At 37.9% G+C, this 25125-nt stretch carries 19 protein-coding genes; 9 read left to right on the top strand and 10 right to left on the bottom strand.

Annotated features, from left to right (window positions below):
• The 3 genes from RI844_RS09625 to RI844_RS09615 all read right to left on the bottom strand — a co-directional run bounded on the left by RI844_RS09625 (nt 1) and on the right by RI844_RS09615 (nt 3138).
• The gene (locus RI844_RS09625; RefSeq protein ID WP_348398233.1) at nt 1–894 is read right to left on the bottom strand and encodes a class I SAM-dependent methyltransferase; all 894 of its coding nucleotides are present in this window, start codon (nt 892–894) and stop codon (nt 1–3) included.
• A 113-nt stretch (nt 895–1007) separates the two neighbouring features.
• On the bottom strand, nt 1008–2429 hold the full coding sequence (locus RI844_RS09620) for a sodium-dependent transporter (protein WP_348398232.1): 1422 nt from the start codon (nt 2427–2429) through the stop codon (nt 1008–1010).
• Nucleotides 2430–2685: 256 nt separating this feature from the next.
• Entirely contained in the window at nt 2686–3138 is a 453-nt protein-coding gene (locus RI844_RS09615) for a DUF6491 family protein (protein ID WP_348398231.1), read from the bottom strand.
• Nucleotides 3139–3343: 205 nt separating this feature from the next.
• On the opposite strand from RI844_RS09615, the gene RI844_RS09610 reads away from it, so the two are divergent.
• Genes RI844_RS09610 through RI844_RS09595 form a run of 4 tightly spaced genes read left to right on the top strand, consistent with a single transcriptional unit; the run spans nt 3344 to nt 8652 of the window.
• Complete coding sequence (locus tag RI844_RS09610; protein ID WP_348398230.1) at nt 3344–5053, top strand: sulfatase; 1710 nt, start codon at nt 3344–3346, stop codon at nt 5051–5053.
• A gap of 34 nt (nt 5054–5087) precedes the next feature.
• The gene (locus RI844_RS09605; RefSeq protein WP_348398229.1) at nt 5088–6917 is read left to right on the top strand and encodes an endo-1,4-beta-xylanase; all 1830 of its coding nucleotides are present in this window, start codon (nt 5088–5090) and stop codon (nt 6915–6917) included.
• Nucleotides 6918–6949: 32 nt separating this feature from the next.
• A complete protein-coding gene (locus RI844_RS09600; protein WP_348398228.1) occupies nt 6950–7675 on the top strand; it encodes a polysaccharide deacetylase family protein in 726 nt (241 codons plus the stop codon).
• Between the two features lie 59 nt (nt 7676–7734).
• The gene (locus RI844_RS09595) at nt 7735–8652 is read left to right on the top strand and encodes an alpha/beta hydrolase (RefSeq protein ID WP_348398227.1); all 918 of its coding nucleotides are present in this window, start codon (nt 7735–7737) and stop codon (nt 8650–8652) included.
• A gap of 107 nt (nt 8653–8759) precedes the next feature.
• Here the strand turns inward: RI844_RS09595 and RI844_RS09590 are convergent, their stop codons facing one another.
• From RI844_RS09590 to RI844_RS09570, 5 genes are all read right to left on the bottom strand, one after another.
• The gene (locus RI844_RS09590; RefSeq protein WP_348398226.1) at nt 8760–10148 is read right to left on the bottom strand and encodes a sulfatase; all 1389 of its coding nucleotides are present in this window, start codon (nt 10146–10148) and stop codon (nt 8760–8762) included.
• Nucleotides 10149–10156: 8 nt separating this feature from the next.
• Nucleotides 10157–11986 (bottom strand): alpha-L-fucosidase, encoded by a 1830-nt coding sequence (locus RI844_RS09585; protein ID WP_348398225.1) that lies wholly within the window; start codon nt 11984–11986, stop codon nt 10157–10159.
• 93 nt (nt 11987–12079) lie between these two features.
• The gene (locus tag RI844_RS09580) at nt 12080–13168 is read right to left on the bottom strand and encodes an SGNH/GDSL hydrolase family protein (RefSeq protein ID WP_348398224.1); all 1089 of its coding nucleotides are present in this window, start codon (nt 13166–13168) and stop codon (nt 12080–12082) included.
• Between the two features lie 82 nt (nt 13169–13250).
• Nucleotides 13251–15008, bottom strand: a complete 1758-nt coding sequence (locus RI844_RS09575; protein ID WP_348398223.1) for an endo-1,4-beta-xylanase — start codon at nt 15006–15008, stop codon at nt 13251–13253.
• A gap of 9 nt (nt 15009–15017) precedes the next feature.
• Nucleotides 15018–16514: a sulfatase gene (locus tag RI844_RS09570; RefSeq protein ID WP_348398222.1), complete on the bottom strand. Its 1497-nt coding sequence runs from the start codon at nt 16512–16514 to the stop codon at nt 15018–15020.
• A gap of 205 nt (nt 16515–16719) precedes the next feature.
• Here RI844_RS09570 and RI844_RS09565 point away from each other — a divergent pair, with 205 nt between their 5' ends.
• From RI844_RS09565 to RI844_RS09555, 3 genes are all read left to right on the top strand, one after another.
• A complete protein-coding gene (locus tag RI844_RS09565) occupies nt 16720–18096 on the top strand; it encodes a DUF1800 domain-containing protein (protein ID WP_348398221.1) in 1377 nt (458 codons plus the stop codon).
• A gap of 10 nt (nt 18097–18106) precedes the next feature.
• A complete protein-coding gene (locus RI844_RS09560; protein ID WP_348398220.1) occupies nt 18107–19252 on the top strand; it encodes a DUF1501 domain-containing protein in 1146 nt (381 codons plus the stop codon).
• Nucleotides 19253–19382: 130 nt separating this feature from the next.
• Nucleotides 19383–21533, top strand: a complete 2151-nt coding sequence (locus RI844_RS09555) for a multiheme c-type cytochrome (protein ID WP_348398219.1) — start codon at nt 19383–19385, stop codon at nt 21531–21533.
• Nucleotides 21534–21538: 5 nt separating this feature from the next.
• On the opposite strand, the gene RI844_RS09550 is transcribed toward RI844_RS09555, so the two are convergent.
• Complete coding sequence (locus RI844_RS09550; protein WP_348398218.1) at nt 21539–22171, bottom strand: lytic transglycosylase domain-containing protein; 633 nt, start codon at nt 22169–22171, stop codon at nt 21539–21541.
• A 59-nt stretch (nt 22172–22230) separates the two neighbouring features.
• Nucleotides 22231–22404: a DUF2496 domain-containing protein gene (locus RI844_RS09545; RefSeq protein WP_348398217.1), complete on the bottom strand. Its 174-nt coding sequence runs from the start codon at nt 22402–22404 to the stop codon at nt 22231–22233.
• A gap of 518 nt (nt 22405–22922) precedes the next feature.
• On the opposite strand from RI844_RS09545, the gene RI844_RS09540 reads away from it, so the two are divergent.
• The gene (locus RI844_RS09540) at nt 22923–23621 is read left to right on the top strand and encodes an ATP-dependent zinc protease family protein (RefSeq protein WP_348398216.1); all 699 of its coding nucleotides are present in this window, start codon (nt 22923–22925) and stop codon (nt 23619–23621) included.
• A gap of 2 nt (nt 23622–23623) precedes the next feature.
• Nucleotides 23624–25120: an inactive transglutaminase family protein gene (locus RI844_RS09535; protein WP_348398215.1), complete on the top strand. Its 1497-nt coding sequence runs from the start codon at nt 23624–23626 to the stop codon at nt 25118–25120.
• Nucleotides 25121–25125 lie beyond the last annotated feature (5 nt).

Below are 25125 nucleotides of genomic sequence, written 5' to 3'. Positions count from 1 at the left end.
TTAACTGTGATACTTAAATATAAGAACCTTTAATCCTTTACCTGGCATCGCTTCTTTAAACACTTCAGGTGGCCTTATACTTTCGATGTATTCACATTGTGGGCATTCTGTCTCGATCATGTCATGAATAAATTGTTCGCTTAAATCGGGTGAATTTAAGCACAACATAATTAGACCGTTATCGTTCATTAATTGCGGTAATCGTCGAATGATTTTAGGATAATCACGTTTTATATCAACGCTGCCTTTTTGAAATGACGGTGGATCTGAAATTAGTAAATCATAGGGACCATGCTTTTTTAAACGGCCATAAGATTTAAATATATCAACGCCTTCAAATTTAACCTTGGCCAACTCTTGTTTATTTGTGCGGTGATTGTCACGGCCTTTGGCAAGAGGCGCCTTACTGATATCCACATTGACTACTTTGTTTGCACCGCCTTTTATCGCAGCCACTGAAAACGCACAAGTGTAAGCAAAAAGGTTTAATACTTTCTTGTCTTGGCTGTTGTCTATTACCCATTTTCGGCCATTACTCATGTCTAAAAACAGGCCGTTATTTTGTGCATTACCAAGTTGTAATTGATACTTCAAGCCATGCTCAAATACTGTTAAATGTTTTTTATCTTCACCTAGCAATAATTGATAAGGACCTTTAGGGCGACACCTAAATTGCACCATTACCGATGTGCAACCTTCTATATTAGTAAAAAGTTGCTGAGCTTTATCTTGCAGCCAGCCTTCGCTTTCTTCTTGATATAAGGTGATTAACGCCACTGGTGGTAACCAATCAACATTTACATGCTCAAGTCCTTGATAGGCATGCCCACGACCATGAAACAAACGGTGACATTCAATTTGGTCTATGGCTGAAAAGTTAATGTGTTCAATCATGATGGCTATAAAAATAACAAGAAGAATAATAGGGCGGAGTGTAGACTAAATAGCAGGATAAAGTAAACCCAGCAAATGCTGGGTTTATTCAATAAGTTTACTAAAGGTGTTGCTTAATTAAATACATCATAACCAAAATAAATTTTAGCCACGGTATTTATAAATATTGCTGCAAGAATGAATGGGATAAATGTACCCAAAGAAAAATCTACATATTTTGCTAAGAAGGTGTCGGCAAATCCTTCATTGCCTTGGCTTAGCTCTGCATTTAAATTGTGTTTTTTCCAACGATAACTCACGAACAAACAAATCAATAAACCATTTAGTGGCAAAATTGTGTCGTAAAACATGTCGTAAATAACATCAAATAAACCTTTATTGCCACTACCATAGCTGGTTAAATTAGTTAGCGCATCAACCATACCAAATGATAAGGTCGCTAGCGCCGCTATCAAACCACCCCATAAAAATATTGTGCTTAGTGCTTGTTTCCGTGTTTTGCATTTCTCATCAATTAAATAAGAAACAGGCACTTCAATAATCGATACCAAAGAAGTAATTGCTGCAAAAAATACTAATAAAAAGAATACCGCGGCTAATAAGCTGGCAAAGAAATAACCAACGGTTAATTGCAGAGCTAGAAAGATTTTAGGTAAGAATACAAAAATCATTGACACCGAACTGTCACTTAAATCATCAGGGTTTACTTCTGGGTTAAATGAGAAAATGGCAGGAAGCACCATTAAACCGGCAATAAACGCTACCGATGTATCACAAATAGCGACCAGTTTGGCTGAACCGGCAATATCGGTTTTATCAGAAATGTAAGAGCCGTAAGTCACTAATATTCCCATACCAAGAGATAATGAGAAAAATGCCTGTGACATTGCACCGCTGATCACCGACGGAGTGATTTTGTCTAAGTCAGGCACTAAGTAGAACTGAACGCCTGCCATTGCATTATCTAGGGTTAATACAAAAATTACCAATAGCACTAACATAATAAATAGTGCCGGCATCATCACTTTTGCAGCCCGTTCAATACCATCTTTAACACCAGCTTTTAAGATGAAGGCAACTAATCCGCCTACGGCAACCATGGAAGCGAACAACCATGGGCTATTAATTATTTCACCAAAGCCGTTAGCACTTGCTAAGAAATCTAATTGGCCACCCACTGTTAGAACAAAATAAATAAATATCCAGATGGTAAGTACCGTATAAAACACGGCAATCATGAATGGCGTTATAATTCCTAATAAACCGGCTAGGCGCCATTTAGAGTTCTCTCCAGCTAAAGCGCCATAAGCGCCAACTGGGTTTTTCGAGGTTTTACGGCCAACCGCCATTTCTGCCATCATAACGGGTAAGCAAATGACGATAATAAAAATGGCATACATTAACAAAAATGCGCCACCGCCATTTTTGGCTGCGTTTACTGGGAAGCCAACAATATTACCTATGCCCACAGCAGAACCAGCTGCGGCTAAGATAAATCCTAATTTAGAGCTAAACAGCTCGCGAGATGCAGTCATATAGAAGTCCTGTGTTTAATTTTTATAGTAATTAATTATTATTATATTAAGGTTTTGAACGCTTGAATTAATCTGATGCTAGCAAGGATCACAAGTTATGTCTTGTCAGAAATACAATAAACCGATAAGTAAGGTCTGGTCCTGTAAATAAAATGTTGCACTTGGACATCCGCAGTGGTTGGTATTCACTGGGAAAATGTACACTGAAATATTATGCCAAACGGACTAAATAATTGGTCATTTAATCCGCTTGGTATTACAATTTAGCTTCTGTTTTATTGTCATCAACCTCTTCTTTTTTATTACTATCATCTTTATTTTCTAATTTCTCAGGATGCCATTTATAAATTTTCATAATAGTACAACTATCATGTCTATCCATATCTGCATCGGTAATAATTTTATCGCCTCTTGATAGACAATTTGAAGCCCCACGACTGACTGTTGCAATGCGCATCATTGCCCATTCAGGATCACAAGTGCCAATTAAGTCTAACTTATAAGGATCATTTCTGCTGTCATACACTAAGAGTGCTTTGTTTTCTCCTTCCAAGGGACTCCAACTGTCCATAGTACGGTTGAAGCAAATTTGATTTACCTCTTCACCTTGCCTTGGATCTGGTTGTTGTGGCTCTTTGGTTTCACTGTTGCTAACACAAGCGCTAACTAGGCTTAGAGCTAAGGTTACAATAAGAATTTTATGTAGCATTGAGATCCTATTTTTGATGTCTTATCCGTTAAGTCTAGTCTACTAAGAGAGCAAAAGTCACATCATAGTTCAAATTAATTGGTAGACAAATATTAAAGAGCTGCTAGTATATAAAATTGAAAAGATAACGTTGTCAATTGGGTTTTAGCATCATTTGGCAGCATATTCGTCATAATCCAATTATTTAGAGCAAGTCGAGCGTTATATGAAAATAATTAACAAGGTCGCAATTTCGGCGTTGCTTTTTAACTTAATGAGTACAGTGAATGTATTTGCAGCTGAGTTAGACAAACCCAATATCTTATTTATTGCTATTGATGATTTAAAGCCATTAATTGGTGAGTATGGTATTGCTGATGCAAGAACCCCCAATATTGATGACTTTGCTAACCAAAGCGTGGTGTTTCAACGAGCATACAGCCAGTTTCCTGTTTGTGGACCATCTCGAATGAACTTACTTACCGGTCTTCGTCCAGAAACCAATGGTATTTTAAATTTGTCAGACACTATAAGAGAAGTAAACCCTGATGTAATAACACTACCGCAACAGCTTATTGCTAATGGCTATATTACTGCCGCCGCGGGTAAAATCTTCGACCCTCGTAATGTCGGTGATAATTATGACAGTCAATCTTGGAGCATCAATTATGTAAAGGTTTCGACTGATGTTGATAAAAAAACTGCAGTAAACTTAGCAGTAAAATCTATAGATGAAGAAGATGAATCTAAGTTTGTCGATGGTAAAATTGCCGCCCAAGGTATGCAGTTAATGGCTAATTTGGCAGAGCAAGATAAGCCGTTCTTTTTAGCGGTTGGCTTTAAAAAGCCACATTTGCCATTTTTTGCGCCTAAAGCATATTTTGATTTGTACCAGCAAGATGATTTTCAATTAGCAGCCTTTCAACAAATACCACAATTTAGTGATGAATCATTCATCAGTCATCATAGTGCTGAATTGGTTAAAAATTATAATGCCAGTGCAGGCCAAAGTTATGAAGAAACCATTACGCCAACACAACAAGCAGAATTAATACATGGTTATTATGCCAGTACCAGTTTTATTGATGCGCAATTTGGCAAGTTACTTCAGCAATTAGATGAGCTAAACCTTACCGATAATACTATTGTGGTTATTTGGGGCGATCACGGTTTTCATCTAGGCGATCATGGATTTTGGGGTAAACATACGGTATTAGAACAAGCCACACAGATCCCATTGATAATAAAAGTACCAGGTGTGCCTGCATTAAATACTTATGCATTAATAGAAAGTACCGACTTGTACCCAACTATTTTGGAGCTATCAGGTGCTGAAGTTGGTGCCCACTTACAAGGTGTTAGCCAAGTTAAAGTGTTAGCTCAACAAGCTTCATCAGTGAGAAGTGCAGCAATCAGCCAATTTAGGCGTAACGGTGCAATGGGGTATTCCCTAAGAACTCAAAATTATCGTTATAACGAATGGTGGAAAACCAATGGTTCAGGTTTGGCTTATCGTGAACTTTATGACTTAAGCAATGATCCACAAGAGACAGAAAATATTTTCGACAATGATAGCGACACGCTATTACAGCAACAATTGTATAATTTGCTGAGAGAAAACGGACAAGGATTAAATTTATTACAAGGAGAATTACAGGACGTAGAGCCTTTAATCGAAGAGGTATATGTTGAAGAACCTCCTGTAGAGGAAGAACCTCCAACTGAGGAAGAACCTCCAATTGAGGAAGACCCTCCAATTGAGGAAGAGCCTCCAGTTGAGGAAGAGTCTCCAGTTGAGGAAGAGTCTCCAGTTGAGGAAGAGTCTCCAGTTGCAGACGAAACACCAGGGTCAAGTTCTGGTGGTAGTGTGTTCTGGCTTACTTTGCTAACAACGTTTGTTTATTCTGCAAAAAAATATAGAAACCTGAATGGTTAATAACCGAAAATAGCTAAAATATCGACTAATTATTATGAAAAATATCCGCAAAATACTCATCACTCTTTGTCTTTATAGTACTTTATTTGCTTGTTCCAGTGAAAGCGATTCTGACAAGCCTAACGTAGTAGAAGAGGTAGAGCAAGATACTACAGAGACAGAGACTGAGACTGAGCCTGAGCCTGAACCTGAGCCTGAGCCTCCCCTCGAAAGTGATGAGTTTTTAGTGTCTGGTAAAGCGTATGGGTTACATAACCAGACTTTGTCCCTTACCATAAATAGTAGTGAATTAATTGAAATTAATAATAGTGGAAATTTTAGTTTTTCGACTGTATTTAAAGCAGAACAACAGGCCGAAGTGACAATTTCACAACAGCCTGAAGATATGAATTGTCAGTTGTTTAATTCAACTGCAACAATTTTAAATGAAGCTGATGTAATCGTTCAGTGCCTGGCTATACTACCCAGCTGTGATAAAACTACCGTAGCCTCAACTAATCCTTTAGATTTGTCCGGAAATAATATAGAAGGCATTGAAACAATTGTTGCAGATGTAGAGTGTGGTCAACAACAATGGCGAATTGATGCAAAACAACGAATCGAAGAACACAGAAAAACATCAGGAAAAATTACACTTGTTGATAAAAACGGTGACCTAGTAATAAATGCCAAAGTTCACTTAGAATTACAGCAACATGATTTTAAGTTTGGTGGCATCGTACAAGCAAAAATGTGGGATGGCGCAGTTGGCAACATAAGCGACTTATATCGACAAACCTACTTAGGTTTTAACTTTAATAAAGCCGGTTTGCAGAATGGGCTGAAATACAAGTTACGTAAGAACAATCAAACCATTACCGAAAGAATATTACCTTGGTTGAATTCTTACGATATTCCGGTAAGAGGCCATGCTTTAATTTGGCCAGGTTGGGGGAATATGGAAGAAAGCATCAGCGTTAACGATGCAAACCGTATGGGCATTAGCGCCGGTGCCCCTCGTGAACTGTCTCCCACAGAACTGAAAATATATGTAGATACCATCATTAAAGATTGGGCGGCCAAATGGGATGTTGAAGAATGGGACGTAGCTAATGAAATTCGCGGAAAACAAGATGTACAAAACACATATTGTGATAGTAGAAAAGGGGCAATTCCACTTTGTGAGCAAGAAGAAGCAAACTGGTTTAAGTTAGCTAAACAACACGTTAAAAATCCTAGCGCAACTTTATACTTGAATGAAAACCGGGTGATCTCAGATACAGCAATTGCAACTGCACCTGAAATCGCAACAGATAAAATGAAAATATTCGAATCGGATATGCTCTCTATTCTTGATAATGATGGGCCACTGGAAGCGCTTGGCTTTCAAAGTCGATTTGGTAAACTTGCTAATGGCGAGCTACTTGATGCTGAAACCATGTATCAACGGTTAAGCTATTTTGATAAATATCAATTACCGATAGCCGCAACTGAATTTGAAATGAAAGCGGAGCATATAACTACGGAGTTTGAACGGGCCTTGATGACTGAGCGGGTGATGAGTGTTTATTTCAGTAAAGAAAATGTCACCGATATTTTAGTGTGGACGTTCTTTGATAAAAATGATGGGGAAAATAAGTATATCGTAGAGTTAGACGGTAGCCCTAACTTACGCGGCAAAACCTGGTTATATATGGTAAAAAAACATTGGCATACAGATGTGCTTAGTTGGTTCAATCGAGATGGTGAATTAGACTTTACCGGTTTTAAAGGCAAATACTTAGCAACTATTTCTGTTGAAGGCTTCCCTGATGAAAATGTCGAATTTGAATGGGTTAACGGCAGTTCTGGAATAACTTTACGACTACCGAATTATACTGAATAAGATAGTTATTCTTTAAGATGAGAGCTAGTAAGATGAAAGTATGGCTGAGAGTTTTTTTATTACAGGTTATGGTCATTGTTATTGCTTGTAGTGGCAGTGCAATAGCCGAAGAAGTGTTAACACATGTCAAAGTAAAAGGTCATTCGAGCAAGTTTATTGCGTTGACATTTGATGATGGCCCCGTACAAGGTATAACTCCACAATTTTTATCTTTGCTAGAAAAGTACCAAGCCAAAGCAACATTTTTTAGTGTTGGTAAAAAGGTAAAACAACATTCAGACATTACCAAGTTAGTAATTGCTGCTGGACATGAGATAGGTAATCATTCTTGGTCTCACAAAAATCTTGTCGAGTTAACAACTGACCAACAGAAACTGGAGATACAACAGTTTCAGCAACAAGTAAAATCACTTGGCATTAAACCGACATTGTTTCGTGCCCCATTTTTGAAGAAAAGTGACTCAGTTAAACAGCTATTAATCGATAATCAATTACTGCTTGTTAGTGCTTCTGTGATGGCTAAAGATGCCAAAAAGAACGTTGCGGTTAGCGCTATAGTGAAAAAATTATCAGCAGACATTAAAAGTGGCGATATTATTTTAATGCATGAGCGGCAACATACTCTGAACGCTTTAAAAATACTATTACCACTTTGGCAAGAGCATGGGTATCAGTTTGTTACCGTATCTCAGTTGATAGCTTTATCAAAGGTTACAGAAGGTAAAAGTTTTAAATTTGAGAGGTTAAATTTCCTATAAATAACATTATGACGTTAATTCATCTATAAAGTACGAATTTCAATTAACAAGGACTCAATATGAAGAATCCATATCCGACTCGATGGCTACAATTCGTATTCCTGAACATTGCTAGTATCAGCTTCAATGTTCAAGCTAAAAACATATATAGCACTCCACCAACAATCACCCACGAAAATGTTAGTTACGGCGAACATCCTAACCAGATCTTTGATTTTTGGAAGGCTGATGTGGAAGGACCCGCGCCGTTAGTTATTTATATTCATGGAGGTGGTTTTAGGTCGGGTTCTCACGATAAAGTATACGGTGACAAGGTTCAACAATTCCTTAAAAGCGGTGTTCACCATGCCTCTATAGAATATCGATTCAGACAGCATGCAGAATTGCCGGCAGCGCATGAAGACGTGACTCGTGCCTTGCAGTTTATCCGTAATAAGGCTGATGAGTGGGGTATCAATAAAAACCGTATCGCCGCCTATGGCGGATCAGCTGGTGGGCAACTGGTATCCTACCTTGCCTGGCACGATGATTTCGCCAATGCGCAAAGCGATGATCCAATAGCTCGCGAATCATCTCGCTTAACCGCCGTTGCTCCCAGAGGCGTTCAGTCGACAATGGATAAGGGATGGTGGGTTGAAAACATCCCAGGCTACAAAAAAGCATTCTACAAAGCACAAGAACTTTCAAAACCTGGAGTCCGTGACTTACTCAAAGAACTCTCCATTATCACTCACATCAGCGCGGATGATCCTCCTACTTTTATGAGTTATGGCATGAGCCCGGACTCGCCAATACCTCGGAATAAGAAATCGGTGAAGGGGTGGGCTACACACCACGTCAATTTTGGCATTGCTCTAAAAGAACAGCTCAAACGCAAAGGTGTAGAAGTGCATCTGATGTACCCCGAAAAGCAGACAGTCTTCAAAGATGACGTGGCATTCCTGCTATATCACCTAAAAGCTGTGTCGGATGAATAATTTTAAATAAGAATACAGAACTCCCAAAAAAACTGAAGATATTCGCATATGTTTCTTATACCTCTACCTATCAAGCCTTAGCGACTAATATGGTTAGAATTATTGTTTCATTTATTTGATCTTGTCTCTTTAAAATTTGGATTAATTATTTCTTGATGAGCCGATATATCATTTTTCCATTCTTTTAATTCTTGTTGTAACTGGGTTGTTAGTTTGATCGAGCTTGCAGAAATGTCATCATTTTCAAAAGGATCATTTTCTAGATCGTATAATTCAACCTTATCAAGATCTGGGTATTCGATAAGCTTATAGCGACCATTGTTAATGACGTTACGCCAAGAGTTAAACCACTTGCCGGTTTTCTCCTGGTAGCGCTCCCACTTGGGAAAGAACCAAAACAATGAGCGTTGTGCAATTGCTTTTTTATTACCTGTAAGCAATGGCATTAAATCAACACCATCAAGTGGCTGCTGGGGCACTTTTGCTTTTGCAAAACTCAGCAAAGTTGGATATATATCAATGCCCATAATCATTTCATTACTACGCTGCTTATTGGCAATTACTTTTGGGTATTTGAAAATATATGGCACGCGTAAGCCACCTTCATAAACCTCACCTTTATAGCCGCGTAATTGACCATTGAGCACATTACTTGGCATTTTGTAGCCGCCATTATCCGAGGTAAAAACCACCAAAGTGTTATCGCTAATACCGAGCTTTTCAAGGTGCGATATCACTTTGCCGACATTATCATCTAGCGCTTTCGTCATCGCAGCAACAGACATGGTGGTTGCATCGTATTTAGTACCTAATTTTTTGTCAAAATAAGCTAAATCATCAGCTTTTGCATGCCACGGTTTGTGTATAAGGTAGTAAGGAATATAAGCAAAAAATGGCTGTTGTTTATGGTCCGCATCAGCAATAAATTCTAATGCTTTATTTGTCATGAAGTCACCAATATAAACATCCTTTGGCAAGGTTTTATCCATGTTTATCTTAGCGCCAAAATGGACTTTATGACTTTCATAAGAGACATCAAAACCTTGGGTATCAGGCAAGTAACTTTTATACTTTTCTAAATGCCATTTACCAAAATGTCCTGTGGTGTAGCCTGCTGATTTTAATGATTCAGCTAAGGTTATGTTATCTAAAGCCAAGTGAGTTGCATTAGGTGGTACTTTAAATTTAATGTATTCATCTTTGCCCTTATGACGATCAACGACTCGATAAATTTCGGTTCGTGGTGCATATTGGCCACTTATTATTGCTGCTCTTGAAGGTTTACATGTTGCAGCATTCGCATAGCCTTTGCTAAAACTCATACCGGCTTTTGCTAGCTTATCAAGGTTTGGTGTTTCCATAATAGGGTTGCCATCAGAGCTTAAAGTATGAGCACCCAGATCATCAGCTAAAATAAACACGATATTAGGCTGGCTCGCAAGCGCCGGCAAAGCATGAAAAATAACGAGTATTGACAATATCGCTTTAACAAACATACACCCCCCTATAATGCCGAATAGGCGATAATTTCATTGATATTAAGTTGCTTTGCGCTACTAAACTCGACTCTAATAGCCGATGCTTGGTAGGTTTTGTCAAAAACTATGCCATTAGTAACTTTTAATTGTTTGCTTTGATAAACTTGCTGCCATTGACCTGCAACTTTTAATTTCACTACAAAACCTAAGTTCTCAGTAATTAACTTACCGTAAGATTGTGACCCAATGTTTATATAATCAACGTCTTGTTCAGTCGGTAAATCTAATTGTATCCATGGTTTGTTATCGGTAGGTTCAGGAGACCAACTATCGCGTACATTAATGCCTTCAGAAAAGTTTGTTGCACTACCTGAGATCATTTTGGCAGCTGTGAATTTTGAGCTTTTATCTGAAGATGAAGTGGCTGTTGCCGCTAAGGTAACAGCTTCATTTATGGTAGCAATCACAGGTAAGTAAGTGGTATCAGCATTGACTTCTAACTTTACCACAGTTTCAGTAGAGGCGTTCTCAGCTAACGACAAGTTAAGCCTATTGTATTCTTGGCGGATCTCGACTTTATTACCGTTTAGCGTGAAGGCTGAATTTACTTTGATCGGTATATTAGGTAATGATAATTCTTTACCTATATCACCGTATAAGTGCAAATAAATCGTATTGTCCTTACGTGTAGAACCGCCCCATGGTCCATCGATATAAGGTCCACCGCGAGTGCCATAAATACTTTCGCCATTAATGCTTAGCCATTGGCCCATTTCTTTGAGGCGTTGTACATGCGTTGGGTTTATTTCTCCAAGACCCGTTGGTCCGGTATTTAACAATAAATTTCCACCACGACTTGCGGTAATTGAAAGAAGATCGATACTATCGTTATACGACATTGGCGGTTGATCTCCCATCCAGCCCCAACCACCACCAATAATGGTACAGGTTTCCCAAGGGCGATTAATTTGAAAACGGCCAATTTTCCGTTCTGGTCCATCGTAATCACCAAAGCGCCACGATGGATTTCCCCAGCGATGATTTACTACTAAATGTGGTTGTAATTTTCGCATCATGGTAATCAACTCTGGTCCGTACCAGGTATCTATACCTTTGCCTAACCCATCAAACCAAATACCATCAATCTTGCCATATTGGGTTAATAATTCACGAATTTGTGGAAACAGAAATTCCCGGTTAAATTTATCCTTGTTTTTTGCATCACGATACATTTCCTCATACCAGTCAGGTTGTGAGTAATAAAAGTGAAATTTAATGCCGCGCTTTTGTGCTTCGGCTACTAACTCTTTAGTGACATCTTTACCATAAGGTGTACTCATAATATCAAAGTCTGACACCTTGCTATCCCACATGGCAAAGCCAGCATGGTGTTTTGCGGTGAATACCACATATTTGGCACCAGCACTCTCAATGATGTCCATCCAGTTACTGGCATCAAAATTCTTTGGGTTAAAGGTTTTGGCCAAGTCATTATATTCTTGCTCAGGTACGCCTTTCGTTACTTTACCATCAGTCGAGTGATGGGGTCTGGCACCTTTGCGGCCCCAGCTCATACTCACCGGTACCTGTGATGAGTGATCCCAATGAATAAATACGCCAAATCGATCATCTTGCCATGCACTTATCATCTCAGGTTGAGCTTGCATATATGGCAAATATTGCCGATCAATTTTCTTTAAATAGTTGCTATGTTTTTTGGGGGCAACGTAAGGAAAACTTATGCCATCATCATGTGTTCTCTTGATTAAATGATGATCAGCTGCTGCATTTGCTATAAGGCTAAAGCCGGAACACACCAATAAAAGGCAGGTTAAATAGTAAGTCGTTATTTTCATTTATCGCTCTTTTATTATTCTTAATTTTAAATCGCGTTGGTATTTCGTACAAATTAATATAAGACTTATTTAGTCAATATTAGTTATCAGTGATTACAAGTTTTTAATATGCTTAGCCAATTGCTCAGCCATTAATTTATGCTTTGAAACATGTGGATGATAATGCCCGCCTATCTCACTTTTTCCAGTATAAGAGGAAAAAATAAGGGAGCTAGTGTTTTTATTCTTTACAGTAAGTTCAGGTAACCATTGTGAAATTTCGCCAGGCTTCATTGGCCCTATGGCAAATATTAAATGTACCAAAGGATGATCTGCGCGCAAGGTATTGATGAAATTTTGGTAAGCAGTCAAATACAGTTCTTTATTAAGCTTACCTTTAATCTTTCCATTGGCATTATCATTGGTTCCTAAATTTATAAGGATATGATCAGGTGAGAATACCGATGCTTGCCACTGTTCTTTTGATTCATTGGGTAAGTAGTAATTATATAATTGTGGTAGTAAGCCTGTTTCGTCATTTTGTACACTTCTATTTCGGGACATACCTCTGCCAGACCAACAAACAATCATTAGTTCGGCCTGAAGCTTTCTTGCGGCAATTGCTGAATAGCTTTGGTAACCGTTTTGATTGGCTAGGGTGTTGCCCTCATTACTTTGCTTTGCTTCATTACCATAGCCACAGGTTATCGAGTCGCCAATGGCGAGTAGCTTACTTGTAAATGTTGGGGCAGGGCGTAAAACGTGAGTTGGCTCTATTGCTAAGTTCGTTAACTGAACCGTACCTTTAGCCGCTTCATTACGCTTTAAAATACTGACTGTGTGTTCGCCTTGGATTAAGTTTTTGGCGATTAAATATCTATGTTCCCCACTTTTTAAGAATAATGCTTTTTCAGAACCATTGATGATTATGTTTAGCGCCGCTTTGGTTTTGTCATTAACATAAAAACTAGCCCAAACATTACCTCCGGTCACATTGAAAGATAAGCCTGAACCCGTTAATGAGAACTTTTTATCCTTGGTAACCCGCCCTAAGTATTTTAACTGCTTATCAGCTAAATCAATAGATTTAGAGGCTGTTTGTTGGCTTACAGGTTTTGCTAATGCGCTATTATTAATACCTAGGTTGCCGACGAGCAAGATGACAACCGAGTAGAAGATAACTATATAGTTCGAATGTTTCATAATGATAATTTTTGAGTTAATTTATTTGTCAGAGATAAAAAAGCGCAGTGTGATTGAACACTTCGCTTTTATCAATCACAGCTTAATTTAGCGTTAAACTGACAACATCTGAGTTGCTCAGTTTTACCAATTTATTCATGGTTTTGCCATTAGCTAGTTCAATCTTTAAATTATACTGACCTTTAAAACCATTAAATGATGCTTGGCCTTGTTCATCAGTTTTTAAAGCAACCTTGGTGTGCCAAGTTTTGTGGATTAACTTATCATAAGCTTTACCACTTAAATTTAATTTTCCATTTTCATCATAGAGGTCGGTTAGGTTCCAATGAATGAAGCCATCAGTGTTTGGATGAGAGAAAAACGCCGTAATTAAATCTTCCATGAACTTAGCTTTTAATTGTTGATCAATTTCAAAAAAATCAAATTCGGTCATAGTGATTGGCAAATTAAATTCAGCAAACCGTTCTAAACGCTGATAAAATTCAGTGATCGGCATTGGCCCTTGAAAGTGTCCTTGTACACATACCTTGTCGATGGCGTTTTGCTCGGTAAAATACTTCATCCAGTCATAATAAGCATCTTGATGCCAGGTATCGTAACGCGACACAATACCGTAGTCATTGGCACAACGGGCAGCATTCGGGTTTGCTTCTTTGGCCGCGTTTAACCATTCAATAGTCGCTTCTTTACCTAGAATATCAACGAAATGATGTTCTGGTGAAGGTTCATTGATTACATCCCAATCACTAATTTGGTCAGGATACAATGCAGCAAATTCTTTCACATGTTCGAGTAAAACTTTTTGAAACTCTTCAGGATGTTTTTTGTAGTAATCCTGTTTTTTTTCTATTTCTTTATGAGCACTGCGAAAACGTCCCCAAATTAATGCATGGCCACGAACTTTTAAATCTCGTTTTTTAGCCCAGTCCATAGCTTTCTCTACAGCGTCAGCATTGAAATGACGCCATTTTAACGCATTGTTAAACACAACCAAATTACACATTTTTTCAATGTCGCTGAGTTGCTGTTGCTTTTCTTGTTCTGATAAACGGTTTTTACCAAATATTTCTAACGCTTTTAAACCACAACCAAAATTATAGTCATGGCGTTGTAGATTAATATCTATTTTTGCCGCACGTATCGGTTGTTGATTTTTATCGAAAAGGTTTAAATTAAAATCAGCTTTACGGTATTTTTCTATGCGCTGCTCAGCTTCATTACGCCAAGGCGCATCGTCTTCCATGCCAAAATATTTCACTTTGGTCATAGGCAAGATTGCAACATCAATACTGTCTTTATAATTAATTATGCTCAGTTCAGCTATTTGAAGATGTTGTTTAGGTAAACCGCCTAATAAAAATACTAATTGCATATCAGCAACCTTAGGTTGCTTATCTACTTTTACCGGAATATAAAATGTTTGCCATTGTTTAGATAGCATCAAGCGCTTATTAACAACAGGTTTACCACGTTGTTTGTATTTAAAATATAAATCCATCTGGCCAACACTACCGTCAGCTATGTGCGAACTTAATGAGCGAGCGACAACTTTCACCATGATGGTATCAGCAAACTCAATGTTCGGGCTTGATAAGGTAAAAGGCACCTGAACTTGCCAAATTTTAGTTGAAGGTTTGTGTACCTGAACGTCTAATACCTGCTTATACTTTTGGTTATCAAGGCTTACGGTTGTTATTTCACTAAACTCATTCTTACGCTTAAGTTTAAGTAATTCCGGTTGGTATTTGGCCTCAACGCCACCTGCTGGCAAAGTCACAGCTTTAACACTAATACAAAGGAAAATAGCGATAAATTTTATGATAAAGATGAATTGTTTCATTAGATAGATTTAACCTTTTACCTTAACTGGCTTTTGCAAGTCCCATTTCATTTTTTTCCCTGGTTTTCTGTATTGTGCATTCGCACCTTTTAACCAAGCATTCAGTTGTTTTAGCAATGAGGCTACTTTTTCTGGGTGCTGTTTGGCTAAATTAGTAGTTTCACCTTTGTCTTCTTCTAAATTAAATAACTCTACAAAGCCATCATCAAACCAATCAATTAATTTCCATTTTCCATCAATTATTGCAGAGCTCATTCTGTCGCCAGTTGAATTTGGACGAGAAATTGGTGAATGCCAAAACATAGGCACACGAGTATAGTTTTTACCCTTAGCTGCTTCTACATAACTAACCCCGTCTAGGTGATCATTAGGGCTTAAATTTAACCCTGCCATTTCAAGCATCGCTGGGTAATGATCGGTACCTGTTACCTGAACATTTGATGTTGAACCGGCAGTAATGGTTGTTGGCCATTTTACAATGTGAGGTACTCTAATACCGCCATCATATAACCAACCTTTACCGTGCTTATAAGGTAAGTTCGATGTCGCAAGCTCTCTATTCTTAGGACCTCTGGACGATAAGCCGCCATGGTCCGAGGTAAAGATAATAATAGTATTTTTGTTAATACCTAATTGTTTTAATTTTGCATTAACTTGGCCGACGCTATCATCAACCGCTTTAACCATAGCGGCATAAGTCGGATGGTTTTGAATTGTTTTTGATGATGAAATACCCGTACCATCGCTCTTAATATCGTATTGTTTGCCACCTTTCACAGGCTTTATACCCATGCTACTTAATTTGTTAGTGAAGTATTTAGTATCATCAGTTAAAGATTGAATGGGGGTATGTACGGCATAATGAGATAGGACTAATAAGAATGGAGCTTGTTTATTTCGCTCAATAAAATCCAACGCTTCTTTTGTCATTCTATGGGTGAGGTATTCCCCTTTCTCTCCTTTTGCTTTACCAAAAGTTTCTTTACCTTTTTTAGACTTTGCCCCCCAAGGGTAAAAATAACTGTCCGGTGCGCCCGCAGAGCCTGCAAGAATACTTTCATCAAAGCCTTGTTGTTTTGGCCAACCACTACCTTCTTTGCCTAAGTGCCATTTGCCAATAAAGCCGGTTTTATAGCCTGCTTTTTGCAAATGTTCAGCAAAAGTCACCTTGTCTGCAGGTAAAGAATTTTTTTTATTATGTACTAAGCTGCTACCCATTCTTGTTGGCGACTGTCCACTCATAAAGCCAATTCTTGACGGCACGCAGCGTGGGTGTGCAACGTAGGTGTTATTAAAAGTAACACCTTCACGGGCAAGTTGGTCTAAGTTCGGTGTTTCATGAAATTTACTGCCATATAGCGCCACATCTTGTCGGCCCATATCATCAGAAATGATAAAAACAATATTAGGCGTTGCTGCTGTTTGTTTAGCGTCCGTTTCTGCTTGAGCATTCGTTCCAAAGAGTGCAATTGATGCGATGGCTAGTTTTAATAATTTATTATTCATATAGGTGACCATAGAGATTATTTAAGTTTAAACTACCAGCAACTGACAACGTTATCAATAGGCTGTTTTAAATTTACCATAAATTTACTTTTGTACGGCTAGTAGCAATAACCGTTTCAATGTAAAGATATGTAAAATCAATGGTGAATGGTAAATTTATTGTTAATCTTATTTTGACAATATAGATTTATCATTGGGTGTTAATATGAGTACTGCTAATACGAATGCAACAATTGCTGCGAACCGGTTTGGTTTAGGCGCAAAGCCCGGTGAGCTTGTACAAGCTGAAAAAAACCCGAAAAAATGGCTATCAGCACAGTTAATGCCGATATCTTTTGATCAAAGCCTTCCTACCTCAAATGATGTTTTTAAACAACTTAGTGAATTTAATTTGGCTTATAAAAAGAAAAAAAATAAATCAGATACTGAGCAATTTAAAAAAGCAAAAAAGGATAGAGCAAGATTTATAAAATCGACATATCAAAAGCTTGCAACTGATGCATTTGTACAAAGTATCAATAGTGACAGTAGTCTTACTTGGCGTTTATTGGACTTTTTTTCTAATCACTTCAGCGTTTCAGCTGATGGTAAAATGATGCCGGCGATTGGGCCAACACTTGAACGAGAAGCTATAGCCAATAATTTATTTAACCGTTTTGAAGATATGTTACTGGCGGTAAGTAAGCACCCAGCCATGTTGATTTATTTAAACAATGAACGCTCATTCGGGCCTAATTCTAAACTAGCGTTAAATAGTAAAAAAAATAAAAACAACAAAAAAGGCATAGGTCTAAATGAAAATTTAGCACGGGAAATATTAGAATTACATACCTTGGGGGTTAATGGCGGCTATAGCCAAAATGATGTCATTGAACTTGCTAAAGGTATAACCGGTTGGAGTATTGCTAATCCTAATAAAGATGATGGCGTCGGCTTTACCTATAGAGCTTGGGGGAAAGAACCTGGAAAGAGAACTCTTCTAGGAAAAACTTATAATCAGAAAGGGATTAAACAAGGCGAGGCTATGTTGAAAGATTTAGCTAATCATCCTAATACTGCTAAATTTGTTTGTAGCAAACTAGTAAAGCATTTTGTCAGCGATAGTCCGGATCCTCAGTTAGTAGATATTTTAGTAAAGCGCTGGCAAAAAACCGGCGGCAATATAAAAGAAGTAATGCTGGCGTTAATTCATTCTGAGCAAGCATGGTCAGCAGAACAGAAAAAATTTAAAACACCAAGAGAGTACTTACAGTCTTCATTTCGTGCATTAAATATTAAATCTATCAATTTTAAGCAACTATTTTTTACCTTAAACACCTTTGGCCAGCAACCCTTCAAAGCTGGCTCGCCTGCAGGTTTCAGTGATGAACAGCAAGACTGGGATGGTGGAAACGCCTTAATGTCTAAAATTGATTGGACTGCTTCGTTAGTAAGTCGCGTAAGAGCTAACGCTGAAACTATTATGAATGATACGTTAGCATTGCCAACTTCGAGTATTACATATAAAGCAGTTGTACGGGCAGAAAGTAGAAAACAAGCATTAGCAATGTTGTTAATGAGCCCAGAATTTTTGCGTAGGTAAGGGGAAAATTATGAAAAGACGTCAATTTATTAAAACCCTTGGAGCTTCTGCGTCATTAGTTTTATTGCAAACTCCATCATTAGCAGCTGTAAATAAATTAACGGGCAAGTCGAAAAAGATTGTTTGGGTCGTTTTACGTGGAGCAATGGATTCGTTACATACAGTTGTACCAATTAGTGATAAAAACTATCAAGGTTTAAGGCCTAAATTAGCACCATCAATAGCGAATGATTTATTACCTCTAACAACAGATTTTTCGTTGCATCCAGCTTTAAAGCATATGCATGGTTTATATCAAAAGAAACAACTGTTACCTATTGTTGCTGTTGGCTCTGGTTATCCGCGGCGTTCACATTTTGACGGGCAAGATTATTTAGAAAGCGGTTTGCCGAGTATGGACCATGATACCGGGTGGTTAGGAAGAGCGTTAAACGAAATGAATACCGATACTAAAGCGTTAGCGGTTGCTAATTCTATTCCTATCAGTATGAGAAGTAGTGATAAGGTTAGCACTTGGTATCCGTCGAGATTAAAGGATGCTGATGATAATATTTATGAAGCGTTAATGAACTTGTATCAAAACGATGAAATGTTGCTTTCTCGCCTAGAGGAAGGCTTGAATACCCAGAAAATGGCTGGTGATAGCAAAATTAAGCGTAAAGGCAAGTTTATTGATCTGGCAAAGTCGTGTGGCAAGTTGATGACAGGCAATAATGGTGTTGATTGTGCGATGTTGGAAATTGGTGGTTGGGATACCCATAACAGTCAAACTTTTCGGTTAGACAGGCAGCTTAAAGAACTTGATAGTGGTATTGCGGCCTTACAAACTGAGCTTGGTGATAATTGGCAAGATACAGTAGTAATGATTGCAACTGAGTTTGGTCGAACTGCTAAGGAAAATGGTACAGGTGGTACAGACCACGGTACCGGCAGTGCAATGTTTATCGCTGGCGGCGCAGTGCAGGGCGGGAAAGTTTTAGGTAACTGGCCAGGGTTAGCACAATCACAACTATTTAATGGTCGTGATTTAATGCCGACAACCAATACCTTTTCATGGGTCGGTGCAGTGTTACAGCAGCATTGGAATTTAGATTCAAATAAAATTACTAAAATATTTCCTAATAATTCGGCATACGCAACAAAAGTTATAAGTTAATCTAAACTTTTGTTTGTAGTAGCTTTTTGTACGAGCATACTTTTGTTATGCTCTTTTTTCTTTTATTATTTTTACTGAACGATATAATCTTCACTTCAGTTAGCATAACAACATCAAACATGGGCTCTTTGTGCATACTTTTAACTCTTTTTTTAAATTATCATTTTTTATTCTTGCTGCACTCAACTTAGCCGTCTCTTTTGATTTATCAGCTAGCGAGAACCAAGCGTGCATAGACTGTCATCAAGAACAAACCACTAAGTGGCAACAATCTGATCATGCCAAGTCGATGGCAGTAGCAAGTAAAGACAGTGTCGTAGGTAACTTTGATAAACAAACTGCTGAACACTACGGTCAAAAAGCTTACTTTTATCAGCAACAAGGCAAGTACTTTGTTGATATTTCTTATGATCAAAAAACTGAAACTCTACCAATAACCTATACCTTCGGTCATTATCCTTTGCAGCAATACCTAGTTGAAACTGAAACTGGCCGATTTCAAGTTTTACCTTTTGCCTGGGACGCACGTTCTATCGATGAAGGCGGACAACGTTGGTACCATAATTATCAAAATGAAGAAATAAAACCGGCTGATAGATTGCATTGGCGTCAACCATTACAAAACTGGAACGGTATGTGTGCGGATTGTCATTCCGATGGTTTAAAACGCAATTACGATAGTAAAGAAAATCATTTTGATTCAAGTTTTACCGGTATTAATGTTGGCTGTGTATCTTGTCATGCAAATATGGATGGTCATCAAGATAATAAGCAAAGCAAGCCTGTAGCAAAAGGTGGCTGGCAACGAACTGCAGGAGAAAATACCGCGCAGTGGATAGGTGACAAACGTGACAATAGCTTTATGGAGCAATGTTTCTCTTGTCATGCTTTACGAGCACCGTTAACGGATGGTATTGACCCAAGTAAAAAATTCTTAGACCAATTTTCTCCTCAATTTTTACAAGCGCCGATGTATCATGTCGATGGCCAGATTAAAGAAGAAGTGTATGTTTATGGCTCATTCTTACAAAGTAAAATGTATGCTAACGGAGTAAACTGCATTGATTGTCATGATCAACACACGATGAAAATCAAAATACCAGATAATGGCTTATGTTTGCAATGCCATGCCAGTGATGTATTTGACAAACCTGAACATCACCACCATGAAAAAGACTCTGATGGCGCACAATGTGTAAATTGTCACATGCCAGAAACCACGTATATGGGCGTGGATGATAGACGCGACCATAGTTTTAAAATTCCTCGTCCTGATTTATCAGAAAAATTCGCCAGTCCAAATGCTTGTACAACATGTCATCAGCAACAAGATAATAAATGGGCTGTAAATTTGTTAAAATCTTGGAAAGTTAAGCCAAGAGTAGATAGTGAAACAAGGCAAAACTTTTGGCGTTTACAACAAGGCCAAAGCATTAGTTTAGAACAACATCTAGCGATAGTTAACGATGAAGCCATTGATATTATCTCAAGAGCAACAGCATTACAGATGCTTGGTTTTAGCACCGAGCAGTTAAGCCATCTATCGTTGAAACCTTTTATAACTGATAACGAAGATTTACTTCGTCTTGCCGCAGCAGGCACGGCATCATTAATAAACCCTGGTTTTAGAGCTGAATTATTAAGCCCATTACTTAATGATGACTTAGCCGCAATTCGAATTGCGGCTGCTCGTTCTTTGCTTGATGTTTATATTCCTGACAGTGACAAACCAAGTTTTAAAAGTGCCTTAAATGAGTTGATAGTAGCTAATGAGCAAAGTGGTTGGCGCGGTGAAGGAAGACTGAACCAAGGCATGGTTGCTATGGGGCAAGAGGACTTGCTTGGCGCAGAAAAGTCTTACTTGAAAGCAATTTCTGTCGATCCTTACTTTGATTCTGCCTATTCAAATTTGGCTGAATTATACCGAACTCAAGGCAAGACTAATCAAGTTGTAGCAGTTTACAACAAGGCAATAAAGAATATTCCTACCTCGGCATTATTGCATTATGGTTATGGTCTGCATTTCGTTCGTCAGCAACAGCTAAATAAAGCTATACCACTGTTTAAAAAATCAATGGCGTTATCACCTCAAGATCAACAGTATGCATATATTTATGCCCTTGCTATTGATGGTACAGGCGATACGGTAAAAGCAATTGAATTATTAAGAGACATGGTAAACGCTTACGGGCAAAATCAGCAATTAGTTGAATTGGGATTGTCGTTGTCACAAAAGGCAAATAGCAGAGTCGATTTTGATTACTTTATGGCGCTAAGGTAAGCATTTTAACCCGTTTGACGATACCTTGAGTGAAGAATTTTTACTCTATCTACATATACTAATGTTTCTTCATATGGTGGTACGCCACCATATTTTTTTACCGCACCTTCACCAGCATTATAAGCCGCGGCCACTAATTTAATATTGCCTCGATATTTCTTTAATAACTTGGCTAAATGTTTAACCCCACCTTGAATATTATCTTCGGCATTTAATGAATTTTTAACGCCTAACTCTTGTGCCGTTGCCGGCATCAATTGCATCAAACCTTGCGCACCTACCTTAGAGGTCGCATTTTCTTTGAAGTGCGATTCTGCGTGAATAATAGCTCTAATCAACGCCGGTTCAACATTATGCAAGAATGCATTTTTTAAAATTAAATCATTAAAAGCGCTGGTATTTAATGGTGTGTTATACCAGTTCACCATTGAATTAACATTACAGGCGAAGCAACCTACCTGAATTACCTTATATCGAACGTTTTGCGGTTCAATGTCAGAAAAAGAAGGAATACCTTGCTTTGATTTGTATTTATAAACCAACGGAGTTTCTGCAAAACTTTGTGGCAGTAATAGCAGACTTGCACAAGCAAGTGTCAATTTTAACCAGGATCTATGATGAGATGAAATTATTAACAATTTATTATTCTTTTTATAAAATTCTAAAACTGAGCCTTTAATTATAGCTTGATAATGATTTATTGCGAAACTTGGGAGTTGGTTGTGAGTGCGTTACTCGCTTTACTTTCAAAATCTTGGGTAACAATAGAGAGGGCTTTTAATACTGTTTCATTATCTAATTCATGCTCTTCTAGTATTTGAATTAAATCAACCGCCAATTGAATATAAGCAGGGGCATTTTTAAGTGTCATATTATTTCTCTTGTTATAACTAATTGTTTTGTATAAAAAATACACGAAATATTCAAAGGCTTTTTATAACGCTTTGTCATTACAGATACCAATCTGCATAAGTATATAGTCAACTCAGTGTTTATCAAACGCACTAGAACAATCTAAATTTGAAGCAGATAGTTATTCTATCTTCTTTAAATTTTGGGCCGTTATCGTGGGTTTGATAAACACCCTAAGGGCGATACTAAAAGAGTTTTAAGCTGCGTTAAACATTTTTTCAGTGGAATAACCACAGTACAAAATGAAAGCCTTGCCTAAAACTCTTTTAGTATCGCTGAGTGATTCATTCCTTATGCAGAATGGTATAGTTACTCACATTCCCCGTGGTTAAAGGGATGGAGTTAATTTTTTAATTTAGTGTAAAGCGTTTGTACAACTTATTACAGTTAATAAAATAACATTTTGCTCAATATGTCTTAAAATTAAAGAACCAATTTAAAAAATATTCAGAAGTTTTCAATATGTTCAGAAACATAATGTTAGCAATTTCAATTATTGCACTATCAGGTTGTGTCGCAAACGAGAATTCAGCGTCTGCAGCCAATGCCCAAATGGAACAAGTAAATAATAATATAGCTAATCTTGAGCAATCTCTCTCAAAACAAATAAATGAAAGTTGTACTCGGGATAATCAACAACTTGCTGCCGAATTAAAAGCCGCAATGAGTGGTAATGGTGATAGTAATTCAGCAACGAAAGAAAAAGAGGTGGTTTATGTGGAACGTTGCTCGATGAAAGGCAAGCAAACTAACCCGACTGATAAAATCCTGGTTGGTGAGGTAGAAAATATATTTCTAGTGAAAGAGAAAACAACGTTTGCTGCGAGAATAGATACCGGTGCAGATACCTCTTCTTTAGGTGTTTACAATCTTGTTAAATTTGAACGTGATGGAAAAAAATGGGTGAAGTTCTCCTTAAAAACAGCGAAAGATTCAGCCGTTTTTGAATACCCCATTTATGACACCGTCAAAATTAAGCAACAAAGTAATATGAAAGCTGAAGAGCGTCTTGAAATAAAAGTATCGATAAAAGTTGGTAAAAAGGAATATCGCAACCAAACATTTAACCTTGCAGATCGAAGTCATTTGGAATTTCAAGTGTTGATCGGCCGGAACTTTTTGAAAGATATAGCCCTAGTTGATGTCAGTAGAAAACATCTATTAGAAGGAAAATAATTTTGACCTCTAGAACACCTTTTTTAATTATTGTTTTTGCACTTATTGTTACTGGCATTAGTAGTATTTATTACCGTCATGTAGAAATGGGAGTACCGTTAACCGCTGGAGAGCAAATAGATATTTGGCAAATTGAAGCCGAAATTGAATTTACCGGTAAAAATGAACCGGTAAATGCCAAATTAACCTTGCCTAAAGATCCTAAATTTGAGCTTGTTGATGAGTTTACTGCTTCCCCAGCGTACGGAGTTCATGTTTTCAGAGAAGAAGATAAGTCAGAAGTGGTTTGGAGTAAACGCCAAGTACAAGGCAAGCAAACTTTGTATTATCAAGCGTCATACAAGCGTGCTATAAACCCAGAGAAAGAACCTGCACCTGCAGAGGATATAGTTGCGGATGTATGGTCGGAGCCTTATCAAAGCTCTGCGCAAACCTTATTAAATCATGCAATTGAAAAATCAGGAAACCAGCAGTTTTTAGTACTACAGGTGTTAAATATAATCAAAACAGATAACCAAAATGTTGCATTATTATTATCTAAATATTCTAAAACTGAAGTTTTTGTACAGCTTATGCAAATGGCGAAGGTGCCGGCAATGATGGTAAGCGGATTAGTGCTTGAAGATAGTCGCCGCAATCAACAATTAATTCCACTGCTAAAAGTATATATTAATAATGGCTGGCAAATGTTTAATGTTGAAAATGGTGAATTAGGTAATGACCTACCTATTTTAGTGTGGCAACAAAACTCTCCTTCTTTGTTAGATTTAGTTGGTGGTCGAAATTCAAAAGTTGTATTTTCAATAAGCCATAGTACCCAAAGTGCATTGCAAGAAGCTAACAGTTCAGCTACCAAAGGAGACTTTTTTGACTTTGGTTTATATCACCTGCCTATAGATGAGCAAAATTTATTTAAAGGGATTTTATTATTGCCAATAGGCGCGTTAGTCGTGGTGTTTTTACGAGTAATTATTGGCCTTAAGTGCAGCGGCACGTTTATGCCAATTCTAATTGCTACCTCATTCATTCAAACTGAACTGATTAACGGTGTGGTTGGTTTCTTATTGATTGTATCAGTCGGTCTTGTCATTCGATCTTATCTCTCGCACCTGAACCTTCTCTTGGTGTCAAGGATATCCGCTGTGGTAATCGTTGTAATTGGCATAATCGTATTATTTACTGTTGTCGCCTTTAGAATGGGTTTAACAGAAGCATTAACCATTACCTTTTTTCCGATGATTATCATGGCTTGGACCATAGAGCGCATGTCGATTTTATGGGAAGAAGAGGGCGGTAAAGAGGTGTTGATCCAAGGTGGGGGGAGCTTAATTGTTGCGGTTATTGCTTATTTGATGATGGATAACTATTTAATTCGTCATTGGGCGTTTAACTTCTTAGGTGTACATGCCTTGATCATGGCTGCCGTTTTATTAATGGGCCAATATACCGGTTACCGCTTATTAGAGTTGCACCGATTTAAACCGTTAGCGGAAGATTAGGGGGA

Source organism: Thalassotalea fonticola (assembly GCF_032911225.1).
GTDB classification, from domain to species: Bacteria; Pseudomonadota; Gammaproteobacteria; order Enterobacterales; family Alteromonadaceae; genus Thalassotalea_A; species Thalassotalea_A fonticola.
The sequence above is the reverse complement of the archived record's forward strand: the minus strand, read 5'-3'. Positions and strand labels throughout refer to the sequence as shown.